Here is a 24,538-nt window from a genome sequence, read left to right as displayed (position 1 = left end):
GACTTTAGTCTAATATTTGGTTTTAAATTTACCTAAATTACAAAAATTGAGTTCTTCTAATATACTAAAAAAGCCCTTAGTTTGGTTGCACTAAGGGCTCAGGAACTATGTGTAGATTTAAAAATTAAACTATTCCATGTATTTCTTTCCAATTACCTGGGTGTACCACATAGCCAAATAACGCATGCCCGCCGTATACCAATTCTGTATTCTCAGGTATCCATAACATTTGACCCGGATGAACCAAATGCGTTTCTCCATTTGCAGTTAGCTCAAAGCACCCTTCAATTACAAAAATAACTTCATCGTATAAAACGGTCCAAGCAACTTTCGCCCCTTCCCACTTAGCAAAACCCACTCCAATGTGAGGTGATATTTCTGTGCTTAAAGCACGTGCAACATAAGCCATACCAAGGGTCTCCCCTCTAACATTAAAATCTAGATTTTTACTATCTACTAATTTAACTTGTTTCATATTTCGCTCCGGCTTAACCATTTAGCTAAGCTAATTCGGCTTTTAACACCAATACCTAAAAACGGCTCTGGAGGATTAAGGCTGGGCATACCTGTAACGTGTTGAATATCGTCGAGGGATTCTGATTGTTCGCCCATCACTAAATCTGCTAATAATGTTCCTGATACTGTCCCCCACGCAATGCCTACACCGTTATCACATGCACTGGCATATACGCCATCATCTAATTCGCCAAAAAAGTTGGTAAAATTACGAGAAATTGCATAAGTACCTCCCCACGAATGGGTAAAAGGAACGTCAATTAACTGAGGATAACGTGCTAAAAATACTTTACGGTGATCATCCTGAATCTGTTTACGCACATTTTCATTTACAGTGGAACTAGCACCGTATTTATCGACATGCTTGTAAGTATTACGAATTAATATGCGGCGATCGGCTGTCATTCTTATCGTTGTGCCAGCATGATCTGCGGGTGTTAAGCCCCAATCTAACAACCCGGTATACGCTTTCATTTCATCATCGTTTAAAGGCCTGGTCCAACTAGCAAAAGTCATGACAGGTAATAATCGATTTTTTAAAAAGCCAAACTCTCGCGTAAATATACTAGTACCAAGTAGTAACTTAGGTGTTTTAACTACACCATGCTTAGAGTGCAGTAGCCACTTCCCATGCTCTTTAGATAAGTTATTTATTGGCGAGTTTTCTAATACCTCAACATTATCAGGAAGGTTATCTCCTAACCCGCATGCTAAAGCCGCAGGCTGAACTAAATAACCACCAGGTGTATAAATAGCGCGACTGTAATAGTTTGTACCCAATACTTTAGAAAGATCATCTCCATTTATATGTTGGTAAGGCTCACCTAAATCTTTCATTAAGTGTTCAAAATGATCTAAATAAGCTTCACCACGCTCACCGACTGCACCTTGATATTTACCAGCTGCAGACCATTGGCAATCAATCTTATATTTCGACACTAAACTCGAAAGCTGATCTATCGCTGAGCGATTAAGCTTAAGTAGCTTTTGCTTATGCGCAGGATCTGGATGCTCTAATGAAAATTTATGCGGTAGATCAATTACAAAGCCTGAGTTTCGACCCGATGCTCCTTGCCCAATACGCTGCGCATCAATCAATATAATACGTGCATTAGGCGCATGCAAAGCTAGTCGCCTAGCCATTGCAAGTCCAGCGAACCCGCCACCTAGTACAACGTAATCGGCAGTTTGTTCACCTGTTAGTCTAGGTTTTTCTGGTGTTTTAGTTATTGCATGATACCAACCACATGTAGCATCATCGTTTGGTAAATGAATCATTTATTACTCCGCTACAGTAAGCTGTTTTGTATTAAGCTGCTCAAGTAAGTGGCTTCTATTTATCTGAGCTTGTTTACCCAAAAGGGCAAAACCTAGTAATAAACCATCAACAGAATAAAACCGAGCAGTTAAACCATCATCAATCTGCTCTATTTGCCACTCACCAAGTGCCCCTACTGCCGCAGGATAAATAGATAAAGGCATGATTGGAGTTTTCACTATCACTGGTGAACATGTAAAAATAGCTTTGGTCAAGTCGTCTAATAAACAAGAAACCAATGAAGGCACAAGCTGATTAATTGGCGCTATAAATGGCTGCCAGCCTTGACTTGTTTCGGCGCAATCACCCAATGAAAAAATAGTTTCATCACTTGTTTGACCATAGTCGTTAACCTTTATACCTCGGCCAACTTCAAGGCCAGCTTGCTCTGCTAATGCTGTATTTGGTTTTAAGCCAACGGCCGATATAACTAAATCAGCTTCAATTACTTTTCCACTTTGTAAATGTAATTGAGAACTTCCATCAGGCTCAGCGTCAATATGAGAAATACTGTCTTCTAAAAACCAAGAAACCCCAATATCGGTCAATGATTTCTTTAAACGCTCTCCTAATATTTGTGGAATTAAGCGCTCAATTGGCCATTTACCTAAACCAATTACACTCACGTCATAACCACTTGCACTCAAATCGTTGGCAAATTCACAGCCAATTAAACCATCACCTAGAATAGCGATGCGTTTTTTTCCTGTAAGCTCATTTTTAAAACAGCGATAGTCTGTTAAATCATTAATACTTAATACATTACTACAATCGCCAGCAATCGGGATTTTAATAGCAGAAGCACCAGTGGCTAGTACTAACTTGCTATATTCATAGCTGCCAATATTAGTATTTAGGGTCTGCTTATTCCTATCAATCTTTTCTACTCGAGTATGAGGGTAGACACGAATATTAAGCCTTTGCTCCCACTCTAACGCACTTTCATTTTGTAAATCGTCACAACTTTTACCTAATGCAAATGAATTAGATAGTGCCGGTTTACTATAAAGCGCGCCGTTATCAGCAGTAATAACAGTAATAGGGACCGTTGAAGATTGCTTACGAAGTGCTGCCGCTACTTGATAACCACTATGCCCACTGCCAATAATAACAATCGGTTTTAAAGTAATGTCTGATTTTAGGTCTTGTGCTGCAATAGGTTGAGCCTTCTCGATTAGCTCCACATGACTCGCTACTTGAACGTCGTCTTGTGTGATCTCCATCATTTCAAAATCAGCTTTACCTACTAAACAATCTGGGCAGACCCAATCTTCTGGTACATCTTCCCAACGAGTGCCTGGTAAAATGCCATCAGCTGGCCAGCCTTGAGCCTCATCGTAAATAAGACCACAAATAATACAGAGCCATTTTTTCATATCTCTCATCCTACTGACTTTATTTAAAACACCTGTTGCATTCACTTTATTGAATAAAAAAATAAGAAGTGAATGCGAGTAACAAGCCGAAATATTGTTTTAATGATGCAAACGAATCGCAATATTGCGGGTTTGAACATAGCTATAAATTGCTTCTTGGCCTTTTTCTCGCCCAAAGCCAGACAAGCCCACACCACCAAAAGGGGTTTCAATACCACCGGCAAACCATTCATTAACAAACACTTGGCCACCTCTAAGTTGCTGAGCAACATTAAATACATGGTTTAAGCCCTCACCAAACACACCCGCAACTAAACCAAAGTCGGTTCCATTAGCAATAGCAACAGCTTCAGTGTCTGTATCAAACGGCATAACAACAAGTACAGGGCCAAATACTTCTTCTTGCGCTATTGTCATTTCTGGCGTTGCTTCAATTATGGTTGGTGCTACAAAGTAGCCAGGCATATCAGGTATATAGCCACCGGTGATGATTTTTGCGCCTTCTTTTTTAGCTTGCTCGATCATTGCCATAACACTGATTTGCTGCGCTTTTGAGACAACAGGCGTTAAATCAGCTTGCTCTTCGCCAGAGCCAATCAATAAGCTTTCAGCCATTTTTACCACTGCGTCTTTCACTTCTGTATAACGGCTTTTATGTACTAATAAACGCGACATAGCAGAGCAAACTTGTCCAGCATTAAAAAATATCCCGCTGCGTACACTGCTTACAACGTTTTGTAAGTCAGCATCATGTAAAACAATAGCGGCAGATTTACCGCCTAATTCCATTACTGAAGGTGTTGCTCTCGCAGCAGATGCTTTAAGAATATGCTGCCCTGTAGGCACTGAACCCGTAAAAACAATTTGATTTACTTCAGCGTGTTCAACTAAATGGTTACCTATAACTGAGCCTTTTCCGCAAAGTAAGTTTATTGATCCCTTAGGAAAACCACAGTTTTCAAGTGCCCTAATTAAATACACCATGCCTACAGGTGATATTTCAGGGGATTTAATAACTACGGCATTACCTGCAGCAAGCGCCGGGGCTAAAGAGCGTGCACAAATAGACACTGGAAAATTCCAAGGCACTATTTGAACCGATACACCCATAGGCACATATTGAGTAAAATCAATGTAGTCTTTACCAAGCGGAATAGAGGTACCTTCGAGTTTATCCGCCATACCTGCGTAGTATTCAAAATAGCGAGCCGATTCTAAAAATTCGTCTTTAGCATCTTGCAAAGATTTACCATTTTCGCGACATAGCTCGAGCGCCCCTTCATCAGCAATATCTCGTATTGCTTGCGCCGCATTGAGCATCCAGTGTGCGCGCATCGCAGGGCGTATATCGTTTAACTCGCCGCTATTAACGCATTGTCTAGCCGCTGCCATCGCTTTATCGGCATCGTTAATCGTCGCACTGGCAATTGTTGCGTATAACTGCCCAGATGCAGGATTAATTACATCTATATGGGTATCAGCATTAAGCCATTGACCGCCTATATAATTAAGGTAATGTGCCATCACTCTTGCTCCGTCGCCGATTTAACTTGTTTTGCTAACCATGTTTGAAAAAAGTGAGTTGGCTTGTCCATTTCCGGAGAAAAAGCACCACCACCAAATCCAGGAGAGTAACGTCCTTGCTGCATGCCTTCAACCGCAATAATGTCTTCGCTAAATACCACGCGCCAAGACTCAACGGTCGACGTTCTACATGCCGCATATTCATCTTTCATTGCCTCGTCACCCACATAAAAAATGCGTAATCGCTCAACTGTTTTATCGGTATTTACCGGGTCAATCATCATCGCAAATGCATGGTCGGCTTGAATGCCAATTAAAACATTAGGAAATAGCGCAATATATTCGGCTTGACGTAACTTGTCCTCAGGCCAGTTAGGGAATTTAGGTAAGTGTGTACCGGCGGTATCAGAAAGGTTATACGCTAAGCTACCCTGACCAGAGAAATGCTCATTAAACATAATGTTATAATGATCTTCTAACTTAGAGTAACTATTTAAAGCGGGGTGTATCCAAGGTAAGTGGTAGGCTTCACAAAAGTTTTCTATTGTTAGTTTCCAGTTACTATTTACTTCTATTTCAATGTGTCCGCTCATATTTACGCGACGCAATAAATCTAAACCGTCATTACCAATAAATTGTTCCCAACGTTTTTCAAGCGGTGCAATGTGCTCTTCAAAACTTGCAGCATCGCCCGACAAGTTAACAAAAACCATATCCATCCAAATGGCTGAGCGCAGTGCTTTTAACCCATGATTTTCACACTTAAAGCGCTCGTCTTTATGCTTTGCAATACCACCAATATGAGGAGTCCCCTTTAAGTTACCGTCCAGATCGTATGTCCAAGAATGATAAGGGCAGCGGATCATGCCTTGTACTTCACCCTCTTCATGAATCAGCTTCATGCCTCGGTGACTACATACATTATGAAAAACCTGCACATCGCCTTGGCGGTTTTTCATTAGTAAAAGTGGTAAATCCATAAAGTTAATTGGCTTTACGTAACCATTTTTTGTCAAATCAGAAGCGAAACCAACACAGACCCATGTGCTGCCAAAAACCTGATCGCGTTCAAATTTAAAATACTCTGGATTGGTATAAGCCTCATTAGGCATCCCTGTGGCCTCATGAATAGGATTAAGTACACGATCAATCTGCTGAATAGGGATTATTTTTTGTTTTACATTGCTCATGCTATTTCTCCAAACGGTGTGTGTGATGAAAGATAAGTCCTAACTTTTAATTTAAGAACAACAAATTAAGCGTTTTTATTTAAATTAAACTCTCAGGTCATAACTACATTTTGTTATCAACTGACTTGATTTTGATTAACAACAGCGCACTAAACAAACGATTTTTGCGCTACCTATCGATGAGTTTTTATCATGCATAATTGTTGAACTTAACACCTAAAAAGGCTTTAGAGTAATAGCACTAAATTTCATGCATAACTAAAACTCATGGATTGATGAGAATTTATAATTTGTAATGAGGTGGTAAATTTTCTAGTTTTCAAACACTATTTAACAAAAAGCAATAAAAACACACACTCACAGGACAACACATGACACACTCCACAATAAGAGCTAAGTCCGGAATTTTTAAGGGACTCAACCCCACGGTTACCATTGCTTCCAAAGTAATTTTAATCGCCTTCATTTTATTTATTGTGATACTCGCTAATAAAGCAGGTCACTACTTTGAAACTCTCGCTACTTTCTTACTTTATAATATGAAGTGGTTTTCTATTGGCTTAGTTTCGCTCGTGGTCGCCTTTTTGATTTATCTTATGGTTAGTCGTTATGGCCATATTAGATTAAGCGAAAACGATAACGACAAGCCCGAATTTAGTTTTTGGGCTTGGATTTCAATGTTGTTTTCAGGCGGGATGGGAATAGGTTTAGTTTTTTGGTCAGTCGCAGAGCCTATGTGGCATTACGCAGATAATCCATTTACCGAAGGGTTAACCGACGAATCAGCCTCAATGTCAATGCAGCTAACTTTTTATCATTGGGGTCTTCATCCATGGTCACTTTTTGTTATTGTCGCACTAGCCCTTTCTTACTTTTCTTATCGTAAAGGCCTACCATTCACTTTTAGATCTATTTTATATCCTATCGTAGGGGAACGTATTTACGGCCCAATTGGTCATATTGCCGATATTATTACCGTTGCTGTAACTGCCTTTGGTATAGCCCAAACTTTAAGCCTCGGTGTTATACAAATAAACTCCGGATTACAACAAACTTTTGGTATTGATATAAGCCTAACAACACAAACTATTTTAATTGTTACTTTATGTACCATCGCTGTTGGCTCAGTGCTTTCAGGGGTTGGCCGAGGTATTCGTTTATTATCGCAGTGGAATATGCTGCTTTCTCTATTATTAGTATTAATTGTTTTAGCGATTGGACCTACTCGATACATCTTTAATATTTTTTTCGAAAGCACTGGTAACTATCTTCAAAATATTGTGCAAATGGGATTATGGACCGACACACAAAAAGACACCAATTGGCAAAGTTCGTGGACTAGCTTTTACTGGCCATGGTGGATGACCTGGGCGCCATTTGTAGGCATGTTTATTGCGCGTATATCTAAAGGTCGCACAATTCGTGAACTTATAGGCGGTGCACTGATAGCACCGACAGCCATTGCATTTATTTGGTTATCTGTATTTGGTGGCAGTGCATTAAAAATAGAGCAAGACGAGCGAAACGCCTTTGAAAAAAATAACGTTGCAGCTCAAGTAAGCAATTCAGAGCAAGTAATTAAGCAAGATGTATTTATAGGTGGAACAGTCCTTAAGGCCACAAAAGAAGACAGCACGCGCGCACTGTTTACATTATTTAATAACTTAGATGAAGGTTTATTAGGGACGATACTCAGTATTCTAGCGTGTATATTGCTCGCAACTTACTTTATCACCTCTGCAGATTCAGGAACGTTAGTCCTGTGCATACTTGATGCCGCAGGCGATACAGAACCACCTAAATCTATACGTGTCTTATGGGGAGTTGCAATTGCGGTAATTTCATGGGTATTAATTTATGCAGGCGGATTACAAGCAATTAAATTTGCTTCCATTATTATTGGTTTTCCTATCTCGATTTTTATTTTAATGATGGGTGTAACGCTATTTTATAGCATTCGACGCGAGCCAAAACCTTGGGCAATGCTTCCACAACATGTTCGCCCTGGTAAAGATCAACTCGATGAACCAATAAAGCATACTAATACAATCAACTAATCTGCTAAATGATCAAAAAATACGCGCTGCTCTTAGGTTTGCTTCTAAGGCAGCGCATTCATACTATTAAATATCAGAATCTAAACGCCAAATTCTAACCTTACAACAGAGGGTAATTAAACGAGTCCTCGTTCACCTACCTCATCTGGAATTTGTTGTAACAACCATTCTCTAAAGTGCTTAACGCTTGTTGGCATACGACCACGATTATTAGGTTCTATCATAGAAAACTTAGAACCTGTAGTAAGTACATGTTCTGTTGGCCGGATCAATACTCCACTTTGTAAGTATTCATCAACTAGTGACCCCCACGCTAATGCAATGCCTTGACCGTTAATTGAAGCTTGTAAAAGCATTGGGTAGTTATTAATATTTATACGGTTTCTTGGCTCAAGTTGCTCAAGCCCAACACCCGCAAACCACTCTTCCCAGTTAACCCAGCCCATTTGTGTTTCATCTAGGTGTAAAATTGTTTTAGTAAAAATATCTTCCGGTTTAGTTGGACTGCCTATTTTTTCTAAATAAGAAGGGCTACACACCGGAAAAACTTCTTCGCAAAACAACGTTGTTATATTCATATTGGCAGGTTGGGTTCTGCAGTAAAATAAAGCGAGATCACACTCCAAGCGGTTTAAATCAACCTCGTTATCGGAGGCTAAAATACGCAAATCAATATCATCGTGTAAATTTTGAAACTCGGCGACTTTAGGTAACAACCATAACGAAGCCATGGCATTTGTTGTTGCTACAGTTATTTTTTTATCACCTTGCCATTTTTTAACTTGCCCAGTTATATCTGCAATATCAACTAAAGAGCGGCTGATTGCCTGATAATATTGAAGCCCCGTTGGTGTTAAATGAATACTTCGGCTTGCTCTAATAAAAATAGCCTTACCTAAGTACTCTTCTAATTGTCGAATTTGACGGCTAATTGCCCCTTGCGTCACATTTAACTCTTTTGCAGCAATAGTGAAGCTTGAATGTCGTGCAGACGCTTCAAATGCCACTAAACTATTTAACGGCGGTAACGGATTAATTTTCATATAGCTTCCTACTTTGTCTCTACTCAATAGAAACGACTGACCAACCAATTTGAGAATACATACACGTTTATAAGGTATAAATTAAGGTGAGTAATTTGCAGGTAATTGTTGTGGTCAACTCATTGTTCGCTTGAGTTTTTCTACCAAGTCGATTGCCAGCAACCTATCATCTCAAATAGACTAATTCACTGTAACCGATTATAAAAAGTAATATAAGAGCATAAACTTATTTCAAGCAAAGCTTATGCTCTTCTTTTTTAAAAATAATAACCAATATTAATATTAAAACGGCGCTCAGTTTCATCGCTGTCACCAGCAATTGAGCCACCAACAAACGGCTGGTTTTTAGCGTGTACTAAGTCAAAATAGGTGAACAATCCACCGGCAGCAACTGAAAACCCTGTTACGTTCATCCAAGTATCTGCACTGCTATCAGATTTATCGTAAATTACTCCGTAATCATTATAAAACTGCAAAGCGGTTACAGGCCCCCATTTTACAGGTAAGTTGTAAGCAATATTTGCATTGGTTGTAGTGGCCTCAGCAGCAATACTGTCATAAAACGAGTACGCACCTACAGCCATGGTGTTTGCGTTTTCTATATCGTAATTGTATTCGCCATGTTGAAACTGTAAATTCCACGGCCCTAAATTACTATTCACATGCACTGCCCACGCATAATAATCACCCGCTCTGTCTACACCATCATGTAATCCACCACTTAAAGCAGAAAAGCCAACCTCAGTCTTCCCTTTATCGTGTTCAATATGATAGCCATAACGCGCGGAAAATGTATTATATTCAGCAAGTGGATTATCAAGCTCTGCGTATGTCCCCTCCTGTGCGCCCCTAAAACCCACTACATCATATGAATAACGATCACTACGGTTATCAACATAGCCATCTATGCCACCTAGCTCATCATTTTTAAAAAAGCCTAAATCAAGCTGCCAATTATCTGCTATTTTACGTTTAAATATCACCCCTAAATCGTGGTCATCCTCGAGCCCAATGTAGTAATTAGTACTAAAAAAATAGCTGTGCGAATTATAAGGCCAATTACCAAATGGTACCTTTGTAATACCGGCTTGTACTTGCCAAATGTCAGCAAAATCATATGCTGCATAAGCATATTTAACTGCGGTCATATAATCAAAAAAACGGATCTCGGCATTTAGTTTTACACCACCTACATCGCCTGTAAAATTTATCCTAAAAATATCAAAATCAAAATCCCCACCTCTGTTTTTACTGCCATCCTCGTACGACGTATAACTGTAGTTAGTACGAACAGCCCCACCTACTTTTATTCCTCCTGCTTTTTGCTCAGCTACAACATCTTGCGCTTCGCCACTATTTGATAGTTTTTCAGTATTGCGTTTTATGGCATTTATTTCATTTTTATTGGCGTTTGCAAGCTTAAGCTGTAAATTTTCAACCTGTTGCTGTAATTCGCTTAATTGCTGTTTAACTGTGTCTAGATCATCGCTTGCATTAGCACTACAGGTAACAACCCCCATAGCAACGGCTAAAGCCGATAGTTTAAAAGCTCTCATTGTGTGTCCTTGTGTGCCGTGTTGATGTTTTATTATGTGTAGCATTACTCGTTTTTTATTACTTTTAGCTTTGTATTCACGTAAACAGGCAATAATACAATTACAAAAAAAACAATAATTCCATTAAAAAGTAAGCCTAATCACACGTTAAAACCAACCGCGTAAAAGCAATAATGCTAATAAAAACAGATGTTTTTCGGTATATTAAATATGACTAATAATTATTAACCACATTTATTATTTATTAAAATTAGCTCTCAAATTCTGCTTAACATTTCAGCAACAAACAAACTACTTTTTTGATAGGTCACCATGAGAATTAATCATCAATTAATTCTAAGCGAGGCTATAAGTGCACAGATTTAAAACACAAGGGATGCTGGGCGTTATATGAGGAGTGTTACTTTTATATTGTGATGATGTATGTAATGCATTTTATCAATGCTATAAACACGAAAAAGCCGATGTTGGGGTTTAATCCAACATCGGCTTTTTTACTCTCGCTATTTTATATTATGCTTTAGTAAGCACTTTATAAAAGACCTTATAGAGATAATTCTTCTTTAGCGCGAGTTAAGTTGTGCGATACCATTGAGCTGTTAGACAATTTTGATGCTTCGTATAAATCAGCAAGTGCAGCAGTGTCGTTATGCGCTTTTAAACGTGCAACACCACGGTTGCTTAATGCGAATGACGTAAGTTGGCGTACTTTAAATTTAGGGCCATCTGCGTCTTTTAAAAGTGCGATTGCTTTAGTACAAATTGCTTCAGCCTCAGCGTAGTTTTTTGACTTAACATTCAGTGCGCAGCTATTAAATGATTGCTCAAGTGGCTGTGGCGCTGTTGCAGTTTCAATAACCATTAATTTGTAATCACTTTGATCAGCCATTGCAGCAGCTGAACATGTTAATAGTGAGCTAAGAGCGATAGTTTTGATAAGTGTAAATTTCATGATTAATTTCCTGTAAGTTAAGTCGTACTTGTTGCCGACAACTGAACTTTAGAGAATTAACACAACTCCGACAAACGATTAAAACAAACCTAATAAGTGAAGAAAATTAACTTATAGACCTTAGTCTAATACGCTTGAATTTTTTCTATATATTTAAATAACTTACGAACCAAAAATCGTGCCTAAAATCGCTACTTTACGTTTTAAAATGTATATAATTATTTATGCTTTTTTTTAGTTGGTTTTATTTTAAACACCTTGCTTTGGCATAGCTGAATAACAATCAAACAAATTTATACATTTAATTACATGCAATACTAAGTCATGTATTTATAATTACAGACCTGGTAACTTTTCATCATTAATGGGTTAACTTTTTTGAAACACATACTTCCTCTTTTTGTTTTATTAAGCACGCTTTTATCATTTAGCCAAAATGTTAACGCAAGGCTTTTGCTCGGTAATGACATGCCTAACACCGGTATGTTTATAAAATCAGAATTTAATGGCGATAGCAGCATTACATCTGCGGGTGTAGAAATGATGGTCAAACAAAATTACAGTAACTTTGGTGTTGTTTTTACAAGCGCAATTGGCGCGGCAGTAATCGATAATAAACAAGGCGAGCAAGAAGAATTTATAACGTGGGACAATGGCATGAAGCTTGGTTATTTTAATGACTTTTTTATATACGCCGAGCTTGGCTTAGATCTGTTCGAACTCGCCTTTAAAAACGATAGAGGCGATAACACCTACCAAATAGAAAAATCGAACAACGACATAGACGGCTACGCAGGTATAGGTGCGGGTTATCACTTTAAGCCATTTAAAATAGAAGTATTTACCCGAGCACGCCAAATAGATGGCGACTACTGGGAAGCACAAGAACATATTTACAGCGGTGTGCAGCTCAGCTTTACGTTTTAATTGCCCTTTTGTTTTATAAGAAAAATAAAAAGCGTGTGAAATACAGCTATTTCACACGCTTTTTAAAAAATTATATTTAACGGATAGCTTTGGCTACTTTACCAATACTCAAACCCTGAATTAAAATAGAAAACACCACAACCGCATAAGTGAGAGCCAATAAAATATCGCGCTCGTTCCCATCAGGTAGTTGCAATACCAGTGCAACCGAAATACCACCACGCAAGCCACCCCAGGTTAAAACTTTCCACGCGCCAGATGGCAACTCTAATTGCTTATTAAATGTAGTGGTTGTTATACCCACAACAATTAAACGTGCCATTAACGCTATAAAAATAGTTAAGCCACCAGCAATAAATAAATTACTCGAAAATGCAATCATGACGACTTCAAGCCCTATGAGTACAAATAAAATGGCATTTAAAATTTCGTCAATCAGCTCCCAAAATAAATCAACGTAATGGCGTGTTTTGTCGCTCATAGCCATACTACGACCATGATTGCCCACCATTAACCCCATCATTACCATTGCAAGAGGGCCCGACAAATGCCAATGGCTTGCAAGTGCATAACCACCAATAACGCCCGCTAAAGTAAGTAGTACTTCTTCTTGGTAACTATCAATACTTTTAAGTAAGTAATATAAAATACCACCTAATACCAAACCAAAAACAATACCGCCACCGGCTTCAACCGCCAGCGTGTGCGCTACATAATAGGTTGTAGGAATATCACCACTTGATAAAACACCCAATAAAAGCACAAAAATAACCACGCCTATACCATCGTTAAACAACGATTCACCCGCAATCACGGTTTCAATACTTTTAGGCGCACCCGCAGATTGTAAAATACCCATTACCGCAATCGGATCGGTTGGCGAAATTAATGCGCCAAACAGTAAACACCAAATAAACGCTAAATCAAAACCAAGCAAAGGAAGTACTAAATAAAGCGCGCCTGCAATAATAACCGTAGATAACAACGTACCAACACAGGCCAAAATACCTATTGGCAATTTATAGCGCCTTAAATCGCTAACATTTACATGCAGCGCCCCAGCAAAAAGCAGCATAGAGAGCATGCCATCAAGCAAAACTTCAGTAAAATCTAACTGATCGAGCAAGCTCACTTCGTAATCTATAAGATCATCAAACCCTAAAAAGCCCAAAAATATAGCGCCGATAGATAAAAGCATCGAAATAACCATAACGCCAATGGTTGTTGGCAAGCCAATAAAGCGATGGTTTACATAGGTGAGTAACGCGGTAATTGATAAAAATATCGCACTTATTTCAAGTACGCTTAGGCTGGTTCCTGGTGCCATGGTTTAAATCTCAATATTTATTTAATGATACCTTGCTCAAAACAAGCAAAGCAGAAGGGTTATTATTTTTTATACGATTATCTCGCATTATATTCGCGTAGCCTAAACAAGCATACCCAAAATATTAATTATAAATACACACCCTACTCTATTAACGTATTTAAAGTATTAACTCACGCGTTAAATAAAACAAAAAACCCATGTTAGGAATTAACCTAACATGGGTTTTTTTACTCTCGCTATTTTATAACATGCTTTTGGTAAGCACTTTATAAAGTGTTTATAAAGTGTTTATAAAGTGTTTATAAAGAAAGCTCTTCTTTAGCGCGAGTTAAGTTGTGCGATACCATTGTACTTGTAGACATTTGGTTTGCTTCGTATAAATCAGCAAGGCCAGCAGTGTCGTTATTCGCTTTTAAACGTGCAACACCACGGTTACTTAATGCAAACGATGTAAGTTGGCGTACTTTAAATTTAGGGCCATCTGCGTCTTTTAAAAGCGCAATTGCTTTAGTACAAATTGCTTCAGCCTCAGCGTAATTTTTTGACTTAACATTCAGTGCGCAGCTATTAAATGATTGCTCAAGTGGCTGTGGCGCTGTTGCAGTTTCAATAACCATTAATTTGTAATCACTTTGCTCAGCCATTGCAGCAGCTGAACATGTAAGTAGTGAGCTAAGAGCGATAGTTTTGATAAGTGTTTTCATGGTCGTAGTCCTGTTATGCCAATTGTTTAAATTAGTGAGCTTTTTTAGCGTCAAGAAAATAGCTTAATAACAAGGCAAAAATTATGAAATATAGTCGTTCTATATAAGTAATTTTTAACGCCGTTAGTGAGTTATTTAATTCGCTAAAATGATCATGTTTTAATAAAATTGGTATTAGTTAGTCGTACTTGTTGCCGACAACTAAACTTTAGAGAATTAACACAAAACCGACAAACGATTAAAACAAACCTAATAAGTGAATAAATCTAACCTATAGACTTTAGTCTAATGCCAAATTACTAATTTACGGCAATTGGTATTTATACAATCAGCAACCGAACCAACACCTTATTTAGTACGTTCAAGCAACTTAACTACTTGGGCTACAACCATTTCTGGCTCATCTTTTTGCGGGTAGTGATAGCTTTTATCTGTTATAACTATTTCACCTTGAGGAAATGCATTAGCCCACTTTGAATGTAAGTCGCCCCACATTTCCCGCGCTTTGTCGGTAAAAAATAATACAGATGACTTTTTATACTTTTTAACTGAGGCAATTACTGTCACGGGTATATCAGCAATTTGTGGATAATCTGGTAGCGGGCGTTTTGCCCAAAAATCTAAATACTGATTCGACATTCCATTTTTCATATCGTCGAGCTTTATTGCTGCAATTTCTTTTTCAGCGCGTGGCAAATCAATCGCGCGCATAATATCTACATCGTGCTCTGATGCAGGCTCAATTAACATCAACGCTTTAATCTGATTAGGGTATGTTGCAGCAAATACACGTGCAATATAAGCACCATAAGAATGCGCAATATATACAACAGGCTCATCTATTTTCAGTGTTTTGAGTAATAACTCAACCTCCGCTGCATATTCTTCTGAGCTATAGTTTTTCTTTATTTGCGTAGAACCACCATTACCAATACGAGAATACCGTATAACTTTACCGTGTTTGGTAAGTGATTCAAAAACCGGGTCCCAATCACTTAAACCAGCAGAGCCGCCCGCTTCAAGAAAAATAGTATGTTTACCTTTACCAGCTAGCTCGTATTCAAGGACAAAGCCATTTACTTGAACTTTAGCCAGTCCAGCTAAAGCACTAGTAGATATAAGGAATGAGCAAAGGAATGTTACTTTTAATTTTAATCTCATTGTATTAGGTAGATCTTTCTTTTATTAAATTAACTAATTTTTAAAGTTAGTACATGCCTTTAGTGTCTGCCTTAAATATTCTTGGCTATTAACTCTGCTTTTAACAAACCACCTTTAGTAAGTAACTTAGGAGCGAAACTTGGATTACGTTTAGATTTGTAAGCATCAAGTATTAACTTAAGACCATGCGCTTCTAACAATGAGATATTTACTTCAGTATCCATTTCGGCGGACTCAATGAAATCATCTGAAAAGCTGGGGGCGATGATCAACACTTGTGCAACGCGCTTACCCTGGTTTTCTGCACGAGTTACATAGGCTTTTACTTGGCGCGATGTTGTTGAATATTTGGCAAAATCTCCATTTTTACATGTTTTTGCTTCACCTATAATTATATCGTTATCACTGAGTGAAATTACGATATCTGCTTTATCTTTAGCGGTATTTAAGTCTTTACGAAGGTCCTCGTCGATATTAAGCTCTAGTAGTTCAAAAATTGCTTTTGTGACTTCTTCAAACTTAACACCAATATCAGCTTCTGTTACATCTGCACCAGCTTCTCTAAGAGTATTAATATCGCGGCGCGCTAGTGCGTCGTAATTTTCAATTAGTTTATCAGTCGCGTTAGCAAAGCTTTCTAAAATAGCAAAACGCGCATTACCTCGTTTAGATAGCCCCATACTATCTCTAACTTCCCTTACTTCATCATTTGAAAGTAAATATAGAATATCGTGAGGTGTAATACTTAAGGCACGTAATTGTTCAGTATCTATTATTTGATTAGCTTCAAGCTCAAATGCTTCTTTAAGCACTACCTGCATTGTTGGGAAATGTTCTTCTAATGTTTTTAGAAGCTGCTTAAATCCACTAGCACTGAGGGAATCAAACTCCTTTTCTGTTGCACCTGATAGCGATGACAGTATTAAACCAATACGTTCATCTAAAGTAGTACCAAGTTTTTCTGTGTCAATTTCTAAGTCTTGTATTAACTGTTTTAAGCGTTCTTTACGTTGATTTTGATTATCTTCAACATTGTGAATATCGTCTGATAATAATTTAGCTGCGCTAAGTCCTGAATGAATAATTGTTTGAATCTTATCAGTTCGGCTTACGCCTCTTATTTTACGCCCATGCGCTTTGAGTGCATTTGAAAGCTCAGCGTCTGTAAGAGTTCTAAGGATTCTTAATATATATTTATCAGCTAAATCTTTCCCTTGAATTTCATTAAGTAAAGTTACTATTTCATCTGGAATGAACACTTCTTGGCGCTTTTTACTTATAAACAATAACCCCATATCCCTCAGGCTATTTAAAGCATCCAACACTCCATTTTTAGGAATAACATCGACTAAATGCTCTACAGCAGCGCATTCATCTGTTGTTAAATTCAACTCATCTGCAAGCACATTCAGAATGCTGCGCTCATCGTCAGTTACTTTAGCATCGCGATTGTTCTTTTCATCATTAAAGTATGCTTCTTTCATGCACGAATGATAAATTTTCAAGGCGCGATTTCTTTCTAAAATGCTTTCAGCCGAATTTTGTTGAATATACTCTTTAAGCTCTTTAGAAAGCCTTGATAATTCAGCCCACTCTTTCTCATAAAGCGATTCAATCCAGCTAATTCGAGCAACTCCATTCCCATCACGACTCAAAATATTAACTAGCAAGTTGAGTTGTGCTGTACTCATTAATATTTGATCTTTTACAGAGCATTTAAAAAAATCTCTGACCGTATGGAATAATTGGGTAATTTCGCTACCAGATGCGTTTTTAATTTGACCGTCAATATTGTCTATTGTTTTAGCTAGTTTTTTATTATTTTTCGCAGCATCAGAACAAAGGCGGTCGAGACACGAAATGAATTTAGATTTTTCGACTTGGTTAACAATTGATAAAACTTGATTGAGTTTCATTTTTACAGAGTCCTTTCGTATAATATGATTACAAATGTAACAGTTAATTTTATTCGCAGCAATAAAGCCCACTTTGGAACTACTTAATTAAGCATTAGGTAAGTCCTTGCCCTCAAAATTAAAAAAGTGTACTAACACATCATTTATCACCCAAACCTATAAACTCCCTCGCCCATATGCCATAATCTAAATAATTCATTATTTTAGTAACTTGGCGCGTATTTAGGCGTTTTTAAGTTAACTACTCAGGGTTTTCAGCATGGCATATCAAGAGCAAAATCAAGCAACAATCTATTGGCACGACTACGAGACTTGGGGAGCGAGCCCTCAAAAGGATAAGCCAAGCCAATTTGCGGGTATTCGTACCGATCTTGATTTAAATATTATTGGCGAGCCACTTATTGAATATTGTAAGCCGCAAGCGGATTACCTGCCTCACCCTGAGGCCTGTTTAATTACGGGTATTACACCACAAGTGGCGATGAAAAAAGGCTTAGTTGAAGCTGAGTTTATAGCAAAAATTCATGCCGAATTTAGCGTGCCAAACACCTGTGTTGCCGGTTATAACAGTATTCGGTTTGATGACGAAGTAAGCCGTTACAGCTTTTACCGTAACTTTTACGACCCATACGAGCGTGAATACAAAAATAATAATAGCCGATGGGATATTATTGATTTAGTACGTGCTTGTTACGCACTGCGCCCTGAAGGCATTGAATGGCCGTTAAAAGAAGACGGCAGCCCAAGCTTTAAGCTAGAACATTTAACCGTAGCCAATGGTATTGAACACGCCGCAGCGCACGATGCACTAAGCGATGTAACCGCCACTATTGCACTGGCTAAGCTAATAAAAGAAAAACAACCAAAGCTGTATAACTTCTTTTTTGGTTTGCGTGGCAAAAAAGCCCTTGCTGAATTGGTTGATGTATTTAACATGACGCCGCTGGTGCATACCACGTCGCGCATACCTGCAACACAAGGCTGTACAAGCTGGGTTGCACCAATGAGCTTTCATCCGGTAAATAAAAACGCGGTTATTTGTTTTGATTTAACTCAAAACCCGCAAGTGCTCATTGATTTAAACGTAGAAGAGTTACGCAAACGCTTATACACCAAACGTGTAGATTTAGCCGAAGACGATTTACCTGTTGGCTTAAAACTAGTGCATTTAAACAAGTGCCCTATTTTAGCCCCAGCTAAAACGTTATTGCCTGAAAATGCCGCCCGTTTGGGAATTGACCGCGAGCAATGCCTCGCTAACTTAGCTATTTTAAAAGCCAATACCGACCTTCGCGATAAAGTAACCGAAGTGTTTAACGAGCAAGGCGATTACAGCGCAACTACTAACGTTGACTACTTACTTTACGATGGGTTTACAAGCCATGCCGATAAAGCTAAATTTGCGATTATTCGTGATGCAAAACCAGATGAATTGGCTGGGTTGAAGTTAGACTTTGAAGATAAAAAGTTTAATACTTTGTTGTTTAGATACCGCGCCCGTAACTGGCCTGAAACGCTAAACCAGCAAGAGCTTGATCAATGGCGCCAGTATTGCCAAAACAAGTTAATGCACGGAGAAGATCAACCGTCGATTAATGCACAAGATTTTATGATTACCCTTGAAAACCTAGCGCATGAACATGACGACAGCGAAAAAAATCTTACAATTTTAAAGGCACTGTATAATTACGCTCAAAGCATGTAATTTTGTTTGTATAACGCATTAAAAACGCGACGCTTTAGCAATAAAGCGTCGCGTTTTTTGTTTATAAATATCTGTGCCACTTCAAACAAGCAAAATCTATTTCACAAAGAGAAGCGAATGAGAAGTAAATGAGAAGACATAAAACAACAATCTTTTTTATCTATCACTGCCTCTAAAAGCGCAGCGCCTCATAACCTCTTTGTGAATAAGTCACTTTACGGGCTTTGCCCGTCACGCAAGCAAGCTTCGCGTCTACAGCGTTACTTTTTATGCAGTGCTTCAATGCGTGCTAGTAAACTTGAGGTGTCGTATCTGCCGCCGCCGAGTGCTTGTACATCGGCGTAGTATTGATCGACCGTTGCGGTCATTGGCAGTGTTGCACCGTTGTTTTTAGCTTCATCGAGTGCAATACCTAAATCTTTACGCATCCAATCTACGGCAAAACCAAACTCATATTCACCCGCCCACATTGTTTTGTAGCGGTTTTCCATTTGCCACGAACCGGCTGCACCTTTAGAAATGGTTTCTATAACTTTTTCACCATCAAGCCCAGCTTGCTTGGCAAAATGTAAGCCTTCGGCTAAACCCTGCACTACACCAGCAATACAAATTTGATTAACCATTTTACAAAGTTGTCCCGAGCCAACGCCGCCTAACAATTGGCTAAAACGACTAAACGCCGCCATAACTGGCTGCACTTTAGCAAATACAGCTTCACTACCACCCGCCATAACCGTTAATACGCCGTTCTCGGCGCCAGCTTGTCCGCCCGATACAGGCGCATCTATAAAGTCGATATTTTGCAGAGCCGCTTTTGCAGCCACTTCGCGGGCTACTTCGGCAGAGGTTGTTGTGTGATCAACCAAAATAGTGTGCGGTAACATGCCCGCTAACACACCATCTTCGCCATACACTACTGAGCGTAAATCGTCATCGTTACCAACACACATAAATACGATGTCGGCATTACTGGCAGCTTCGCGCGGGGTTGATGCAAAGCTTCCTGAATGTTCTGCAGTCCACGCTTGTGCTTTAGCTTGAGTGCGGTTAAAAACGCATACGCTGTGCCCTGCTTTTGCTAAATGCCCCGCCATTGGGTAACCCATTACGCCTAAACCTATAAATGCGACTTTCATTGACATAAAAATGACCTATTAAACTGATAACTTAGAAACTAGACCTCGATTATGTCAACCGGTCGATAAAAAAGCGAATGAAAGTCTTTATAAAATTTCCTTAGCGGGAAAGGTAAGTAGGTAACCTATGGATAGTATTTATCAATTTAATGCACCACTTTTTAACAGCGAAAATTTTTCTCTTAGCCAATTACAGGGCAAAACCGTCCTTATTGTTAATACAGCGAGTAAGTGTAATTTTTCGGTGCAATTAAATGCGCTCGAAAAGCTCTATCAGCAATACAAAAGCAATGGTTTTACTGTACTTGCGTTTCCGTGTAACCAGTTTGGCCAAAATGAGCCACTTGATAATTTAGCCATTAAAGACTTTTACCAAGATCAATTTAATACCTCATTTGAGGTATTTGGTAAAGTAATGGTAAACGGGCCAGAAACACATCCGTTGTTTAATTATTTAAAGTCGCATACGCGAGGTATTTCGCAAAATCGTGCAATTAAGTGGAATTTCACTAAGTTTTTAATTAACTCACAAGGGCAACTTGTTGCACGCTATGCACCACGTACTAAGCCTGAAACACTTAAACAAGTAATAGAAAGCAACCTACTGCAAGCCGCAAAGTTAAGCGCTGCCAGAGTTGGTAAAAAAGTATCGTCAAAAATACCTTTGTTTACGTCGGCTAAGGCATAAATTAGGGCTTAATTTAAATCAATAAAATGCGTGTTACTAAAGCACAGGTTTATAAAGTAGTTTATTGTATTAGTAATAAATAATACTCCTTAAGCGTCGAGGCTATTACCATGAACATTGCTTTTTTTAGTACACAAAAGTACGAACTGCCTTTTTTTGAACAAAGTACACGCGATCACCGTGATATAAAAATAACGTATTTTGAGCAAGCCCTGAGTGAACAAACGGCTATTTTAGCAGGCGGGTTTGATGCCATATGCGTATTTGTAAACGACACTGTAAACGCCACGGTTATTGAACAATTGGCAAGCCAAGGCATAAATACTATTTTGCTACGTTGTGCAGGATTTAATAATGTTGATTTACCTGCAGCAAAAGCACATAAAATTAAAGTATTACGCGTACCAGCATACAGCCCAGAAGCAGTAGCCGAGCATTGTATTGCACTTATGCTAACGCTTAGCCGTAAAACCCATAAAGCGTATAACCGCGTACGCGAAGACAATTTTGATTTAAACGGATTACTAGGCTTTAACTTGCACAATAAAACCGTGGGTATTGTAGGTTGCGGTAAAATTGGCCTTGCGCTGTGCAACATTTTAAATGGCTTTGGCGCTAAAGTATTAGTGTGCGACCCCTACGCACAACCTGGCAATTATACAATTACCGATATAGACACCTTACTTAGCCAAAGCGATGTGATTTCTTTGCATTGCCCCCTAACGGAGCAAACTCATCATTTAATAGATGATGAGGCATTTAGTAAAATGAAAACCGGCGTTATGCTTATTAACACCTCTCGCGGTGCACTGCTTAACAGCAAAGCGTGCATTAATGCACTTAAAACTAAAAAATTAGGCTACTTGGGGCTCGACGTTTACGAGCAAGAGTCGGAGCTGTTTTTTAAAAACCACAGCGACGAAATAAATCAAGACGATATATTCTCGCGCTTAGTGAGCTTTAAAAATGTTTTAGTAACAGGCCATCAGGGCTTTTTTACCCAAGAAGCACTCACCGAAATAGCAAACACAACCCTACTTAACGCGCTTGAAGTAAATGAAGGTAGACCTCTAACTTATGAGGTTTTATAAAGTTCTTGGCTATACCTAAATAACAGGCACAAAAAAGCGAAGTGCGTTTTAAACTCACTTCGCTTTATTAATTTATTTTAGGGCTTAGATAAAATTAACCAAAGGCAACGTTTGCAAATACCAAGGTCATTAATATTGGGCAAACAAAACGAATATACTGAGCAAACCAGTAATGTACGCCGGTTGTTGCTTGATGTAATTTATTACCACGCTGCCACATCCAACCTACCGTAATAAAGTAAAACAAGCCCATAAGCGGTAATTGGTATTGGGTAAATAGCATAATGACTAAGCCAAATAACCAATCAAAATTTAGTATAATTGCGCTTGCACACACAAGTACAACGGCGCTTACTGCCCATGTTGCTTTGGTGCGGCTAACGTTGTGATTTTCGACTAAAAACGCTACCGGAATTTCGGTGGTCGATATTGTTGACGTAACCGATGCGATAGACATTAATACAAAAAACAATAAACCAACTAATAAGCCAATTTCGCCCATGGTGCTAAATAGCTCAGGTAAAATAGCAAAAATAAGCTGCCCTTCGCCAATCAGTTTACCGCCACTAAATACTTCAACACCGTTGTGCTGCGCCACATAAATAGCAGGAATAATAAGTAACCCCGCTAAAAAAGCAACGCCAGTATCAAGTAGTGCAACACCTGCGGTGAGCTTTGGTAAATTAGCATCTGGCTGTAAATACGAGCCGTAAATCATCATACAGCCCACACCTAACGAGAGCGAAAAGAACGCTTGCCCCATTGCAGCAATAATTAAATTAGGGTCGAGTATTTGGCTAAAATCAGGAATTAAATACGCGGCAAAGCCTTCGCTTGCGCCATCGAGTGTTGCAATGTAGGCAATTAAACCAACAAGCAATACGAGTAGCAGTGGCATTAAACGGCGCGACCAGGTTTCGATTCCCGATTTAACACCTTTTAAAATAATACTGGCAGTTAAAATAAGCATAAGCGGCGTAAATACAAAATTACGCAGCACTGAGTCGCTATGTAAAAACTCGCTTGCGCCTGTAAACCCAAAAAAGGTTGTTATAGGTTCAATAGCGTACGAGAGCATCCACCCTGCTACTATTGAGTAAAAACTTAGCATAACAACTGCGCCCGCAAGGCCTATATAACCTGCCGCAGCACCAACCTTACGGTTAGTGTTTTGCCATGCATCGCCCAATGCTTTTACAGGGTTAGCTTGTGCTTTGTGACCTAAATATAGTTCGGTATACAGCGCAGGAAGCGCAAGTAAAAATATAACAATAAAGTAAACCAGTAAAAATGCACCGCCACCATGGTTGGCCGCTTGCGTAGGAAAACCCCAAATATTACCTAAACCCACTGCTGCGCCAGCAGCGGCTAAAACAAAACCAAGTCGGCTTTGAAACCCATCACGCACTTGTGCCATACATCTACAAATCTGTTATTATTTTGATTATTGTGAATTAAACCATATTTCATGCCAGCTGAGTAATAAAATTGTACCCAGCCTTTATTAGTGGCACTAACCGCTCACAATATCAGCGACTTCTTTTGCTTTAGGGCTTTTATGACTGAACACTATTTTAAAAACACCTTGAGTATTACTTCAACTCAATTGGCAAATTTGTCTTTAGCGAGTAACAGTATTTTATTATTTAATGCTAAAACACTTGAGCTTAGTGACTTTAATTTGCCCGATTGCTTAAGCCCATTTGAATTAACTATTATAAACCGCCGTAAAAGCCCGCCAGCTAAGCAAGAGTATTTAGCGACGCGGTTATTGCTAAAACACCTTATTAAAGTAGCGCAGCCGCAACATGCGCACGTAGCCCTTAATAAAATGAGTACAGAATTTGACGAAGAAAGCTCAAAACTGCAAATACACGTGGGTGATGATGTTATAAATACCTGTATTTCGCATTCGCATGGTTTAGTTGGGGTCGCGCTAAATTTTGATAAAAGTGAGTTTGGTTTTGATATTGAAAAAGTAAGCCTAAAGCGCCCGTTTGAAAAGCTCGCTAAGCATTTTTACCATAATGATGAAATTACACTTATTACCGAGCCTACTAATACCCAAGCGCAAGCAGATACGTTTTTTAGAATTTGGACATTAAAAGAGTCACTTGCTAAAGCCACCAGCCGCCCTATTGCAAAATTACTTAGCCCCAATGTGTTTGACGAATTACATAGTGCAAAGCTGAGTGCTAGCAGTAATAACGTTACTGTAGTTGATAGTAGTAACAGCAATGTTTGTTTTGATGTAAGCGTGGTGCATAAAAAAAGCATCGACTGGCGATGCTTTTTATTAACCGACTTTGTTAAGTAATTTTGTTAAGTAACTTTACTAGTTAATTTTA

General features: G+C 38.8%; 20 protein-coding genes and 1 pseudogene. 6 read left to right on the top strand and 15 right to left on the bottom strand.

Annotation, left to right across the window (positions count from 1 at the left end):
- Nucleotides 1-124: 124 nt before the first annotated feature.
- The 6 genes and pseudogenes from I6F42_RS02870 to I6F42_RS02850 form a co-directional block, all read right to left on the bottom strand.
- On the bottom strand, nucleotides 125-475 hold the full coding sequence (locus tag I6F42_RS02870) for an ethanolamine utilization protein EutQ (RefSeq protein ID WP_010553496.1): 351 nt from the start codon (nucleotides 473-475) through the stop codon (nucleotides 125-127).
- Nucleotides 472-1,794, bottom strand: coding sequence for an FAD-binding oxidoreductase (locus I6F42_RS02865; protein WP_039488163.1), 1,323 nt, complete (start codon nucleotides 1,792-1,794; stop codon nucleotides 472-474). The genes I6F42_RS02870 and I6F42_RS02865 overlap by 4 nt, the downstream gene beginning before the upstream one ends.
- Nucleotides 1,795-1,797: 3 nt before the next feature.
- Nucleotides 1,798-3,057: an FAD-dependent oxidoreductase gene (locus I6F42_RS02860; RefSeq protein ID WP_231616299.1), complete on the bottom strand. Its 1,260-nt coding sequence runs from the start codon at nucleotides 3,055-3,057 to the stop codon at nucleotides 1,798-1,800.
- Nucleotides 3,049-3,210 (bottom strand): annotated as a pseudogene (locus I6F42_RS20145) (rubredoxin); the annotation flags it as partial. The gene I6F42_RS02860 and the pseudogene I6F42_RS20145, both read right to left, overlap by 9 nt.
- Before the next feature lie 99 nt (nucleotides 3,211-3,309).
- Complete coding sequence (locus I6F42_RS02855) at nucleotides 3,310-4,734, bottom strand: aldehyde dehydrogenase family protein (protein WP_010553493.1); 1,425 nt, start codon at nucleotides 4,732-4,734, stop codon at nucleotides 3,310-3,312.
- Entirely contained in the window at nucleotides 4,734-5,924 is a 1,191-nt protein-coding gene (locus I6F42_RS02850; RefSeq protein ID WP_010553492.1) for an aromatic ring-hydroxylating dioxygenase subunit alpha, read from the bottom strand. The genes I6F42_RS02855 and I6F42_RS02850 overlap by 1 nt, the downstream gene beginning before the upstream one ends.
- Before the next feature lie 371 nt (nucleotides 5,925-6,295).
- On the opposite strand from I6F42_RS02850, the gene I6F42_RS02845 reads away from it, so the two are divergent.
- A complete protein-coding gene (locus tag I6F42_RS02845; RefSeq protein ID WP_197150803.1) occupies nucleotides 6,296-7,981 on the top strand; it encodes a BCCT family transporter in 1,686 nt (561 codons plus the stop codon).
- A 116-nt stretch (nucleotides 7,982-8,097) separates the two neighbouring features.
- On the opposite strand, the gene I6F42_RS02840 is transcribed toward I6F42_RS02845, so the two are convergent.
- The 3 genes from I6F42_RS02840 to I6F42_RS02830 all read right to left on the bottom strand — a co-directional run bounded on the left by I6F42_RS02840 (nucleotide 8,098) and on the right by I6F42_RS02830 (nucleotide 11,532).
- Nucleotides 8,098-9,024, bottom strand: a complete 927-nt coding sequence (locus I6F42_RS02840; protein WP_010553490.1) for a LysR substrate-binding domain-containing protein — start codon at nucleotides 9,022-9,024, stop codon at nucleotides 8,098-8,100.
- A gap of 257 nt (nucleotides 9,025-9,281) precedes the next feature.
- Entirely contained in the window at nucleotides 9,282-10,580 is a 1,299-nt protein-coding gene (locus I6F42_RS02835; RefSeq protein WP_010553489.1) for a porin, read from the bottom strand.
- A 544-nt stretch (nucleotides 10,581-11,124) separates the two neighbouring features.
- Complete coding sequence (locus tag I6F42_RS02830; protein ID WP_002963253.1) at nucleotides 11,125-11,532, bottom strand: hypothetical protein; 408 nt, start codon at nucleotides 11,530-11,532, stop codon at nucleotides 11,125-11,127.
- 468 nt (nucleotides 11,533-12,000) lie between these two features.
- Between I6F42_RS02830 and I6F42_RS02825 the strand changes: the two genes are divergently transcribed.
- Nucleotides 12,001-12,459, top strand: coding sequence for a hypothetical protein (locus tag I6F42_RS02825; RefSeq protein ID WP_231616293.1), 459 nt, complete (start codon nucleotides 12,001-12,003; stop codon nucleotides 12,457-12,459).
- A gap of 76 nt (nucleotides 12,460-12,535) precedes the next feature.
- Here I6F42_RS02825 and I6F42_RS02820 read toward each other — a convergent pair whose 3' ends face one another.
- The 4 genes from I6F42_RS02820 to I6F42_RS02805 all read right to left on the bottom strand — a co-directional run bounded on the left by I6F42_RS02820 (nucleotide 12,536) and on the right by I6F42_RS02805 (nucleotide 17,570).
- Complete coding sequence (locus I6F42_RS02820) at nucleotides 12,536-13,786, bottom strand: sodium:proton antiporter (RefSeq protein ID WP_010553487.1); 1,251 nt, start codon at nucleotides 13,784-13,786, stop codon at nucleotides 12,536-12,538.
- Nucleotides 13,787-14,088: 302 nt separating this feature from the next.
- Nucleotides 14,089-14,493, bottom strand: a complete 405-nt coding sequence (locus I6F42_RS02815) for a hypothetical protein (protein ID WP_002963246.1) — start codon at nucleotides 14,491-14,493, stop codon at nucleotides 14,089-14,091.
- Nucleotides 14,494-14,841: 348 nt separating this feature from the next.
- On the bottom strand, nucleotides 14,842-15,654 hold the full coding sequence (locus tag I6F42_RS02810; RefSeq protein ID WP_010553486.1) for an alpha/beta fold hydrolase: 813 nt from the start codon (nucleotides 15,652-15,654) through the stop codon (nucleotides 14,842-14,844).
- 71 nt (nucleotides 15,655-15,725) lie between these two features.
- Entirely contained in the window at nucleotides 15,726-17,570 is a 1,845-nt protein-coding gene (locus tag I6F42_RS02805; protein WP_010553485.1) for a hypothetical protein, read from the bottom strand.
- Nucleotides 17,571-17,829: 259 nt separating this feature from the next.
- Between I6F42_RS02805 and sbcB the strand changes: the two genes are divergently transcribed.
- Nucleotides 17,830-19,275 carry an exodeoxyribonuclease I gene (gene sbcB, locus I6F42_RS02800; RefSeq protein WP_007581911.1) on the top strand — a complete coding sequence of 482 codons (1,446 nt, stop codon included), beginning with the start codon at nucleotides 17,830-17,832 and terminating at the stop codon, nucleotides 19,273-19,275.
- 260 nt (nucleotides 19,276-19,535) lie between these two features.
- Here the strand turns inward: sbcB and I6F42_RS02795 are convergent, their stop codons facing one another.
- The gene (locus I6F42_RS02795; protein WP_197150802.1) at nucleotides 19,536-20,417 is read right to left on the bottom strand and encodes an NAD(P)-dependent oxidoreductase; all 882 of its coding nucleotides are present in this window, start codon (nucleotides 20,415-20,417) and stop codon (nucleotides 19,536-19,538) included.
- A 121-nt stretch (nucleotides 20,418-20,538) separates the two neighbouring features.
- Between I6F42_RS02795 and I6F42_RS02790 the strand changes: the two genes are divergently transcribed.
- A complete protein-coding gene (locus I6F42_RS02790) occupies nucleotides 20,539-21,099 on the top strand; it encodes a glutathione peroxidase (protein ID WP_197150801.1) in 561 nt (186 codons plus the stop codon).
- Between the two features lie 110 nt (nucleotides 21,100-21,209).
- Complete coding sequence (locus I6F42_RS02785) at nucleotides 21,210-22,190, top strand: 2-hydroxyacid dehydrogenase (protein WP_197150799.1); 981 nt, start codon at nucleotides 21,210-21,212, stop codon at nucleotides 22,188-22,190.
- A 94-nt stretch (nucleotides 22,191-22,284) separates the two neighbouring features.
- Here the strand turns inward: I6F42_RS02785 and I6F42_RS02780 are convergent, their stop codons facing one another.
- Complete coding sequence (locus I6F42_RS02780) at nucleotides 22,285-23,607, bottom strand: sodium-dependent transporter (protein ID WP_101217588.1); 1,323 nt, start codon at nucleotides 23,605-23,607, stop codon at nucleotides 22,285-22,287.
- A 141-nt stretch (nucleotides 23,608-23,748) separates the two neighbouring features.
- On the opposite strand from I6F42_RS02780, the gene I6F42_RS02775 reads away from it, so the two are divergent.
- Nucleotides 23,749-24,507: a 4'-phosphopantetheinyl transferase superfamily protein gene (locus I6F42_RS02775; RefSeq protein WP_197150798.1), complete on the top strand. Its 759-nt coding sequence runs from the start codon at nucleotides 23,749-23,751 to the stop codon at nucleotides 24,505-24,507.
- The last annotated feature ends 31 nt before the right edge of the window (nucleotides 24,508-24,538 follow it).

It is taken from the genome of Pseudoalteromonas sp. SWYJZ12, assembly GCF_015864395.1.
Classification (GTDB): Bacteria; Pseudomonadota; Gammaproteobacteria; order Enterobacterales; family Alteromonadaceae; genus Pseudoalteromonas; species Pseudoalteromonas arctica.
Note: the sequence above shows the minus strand (reverse complement) of the source record. Positions and strands in the feature narration are given on the sequence as shown.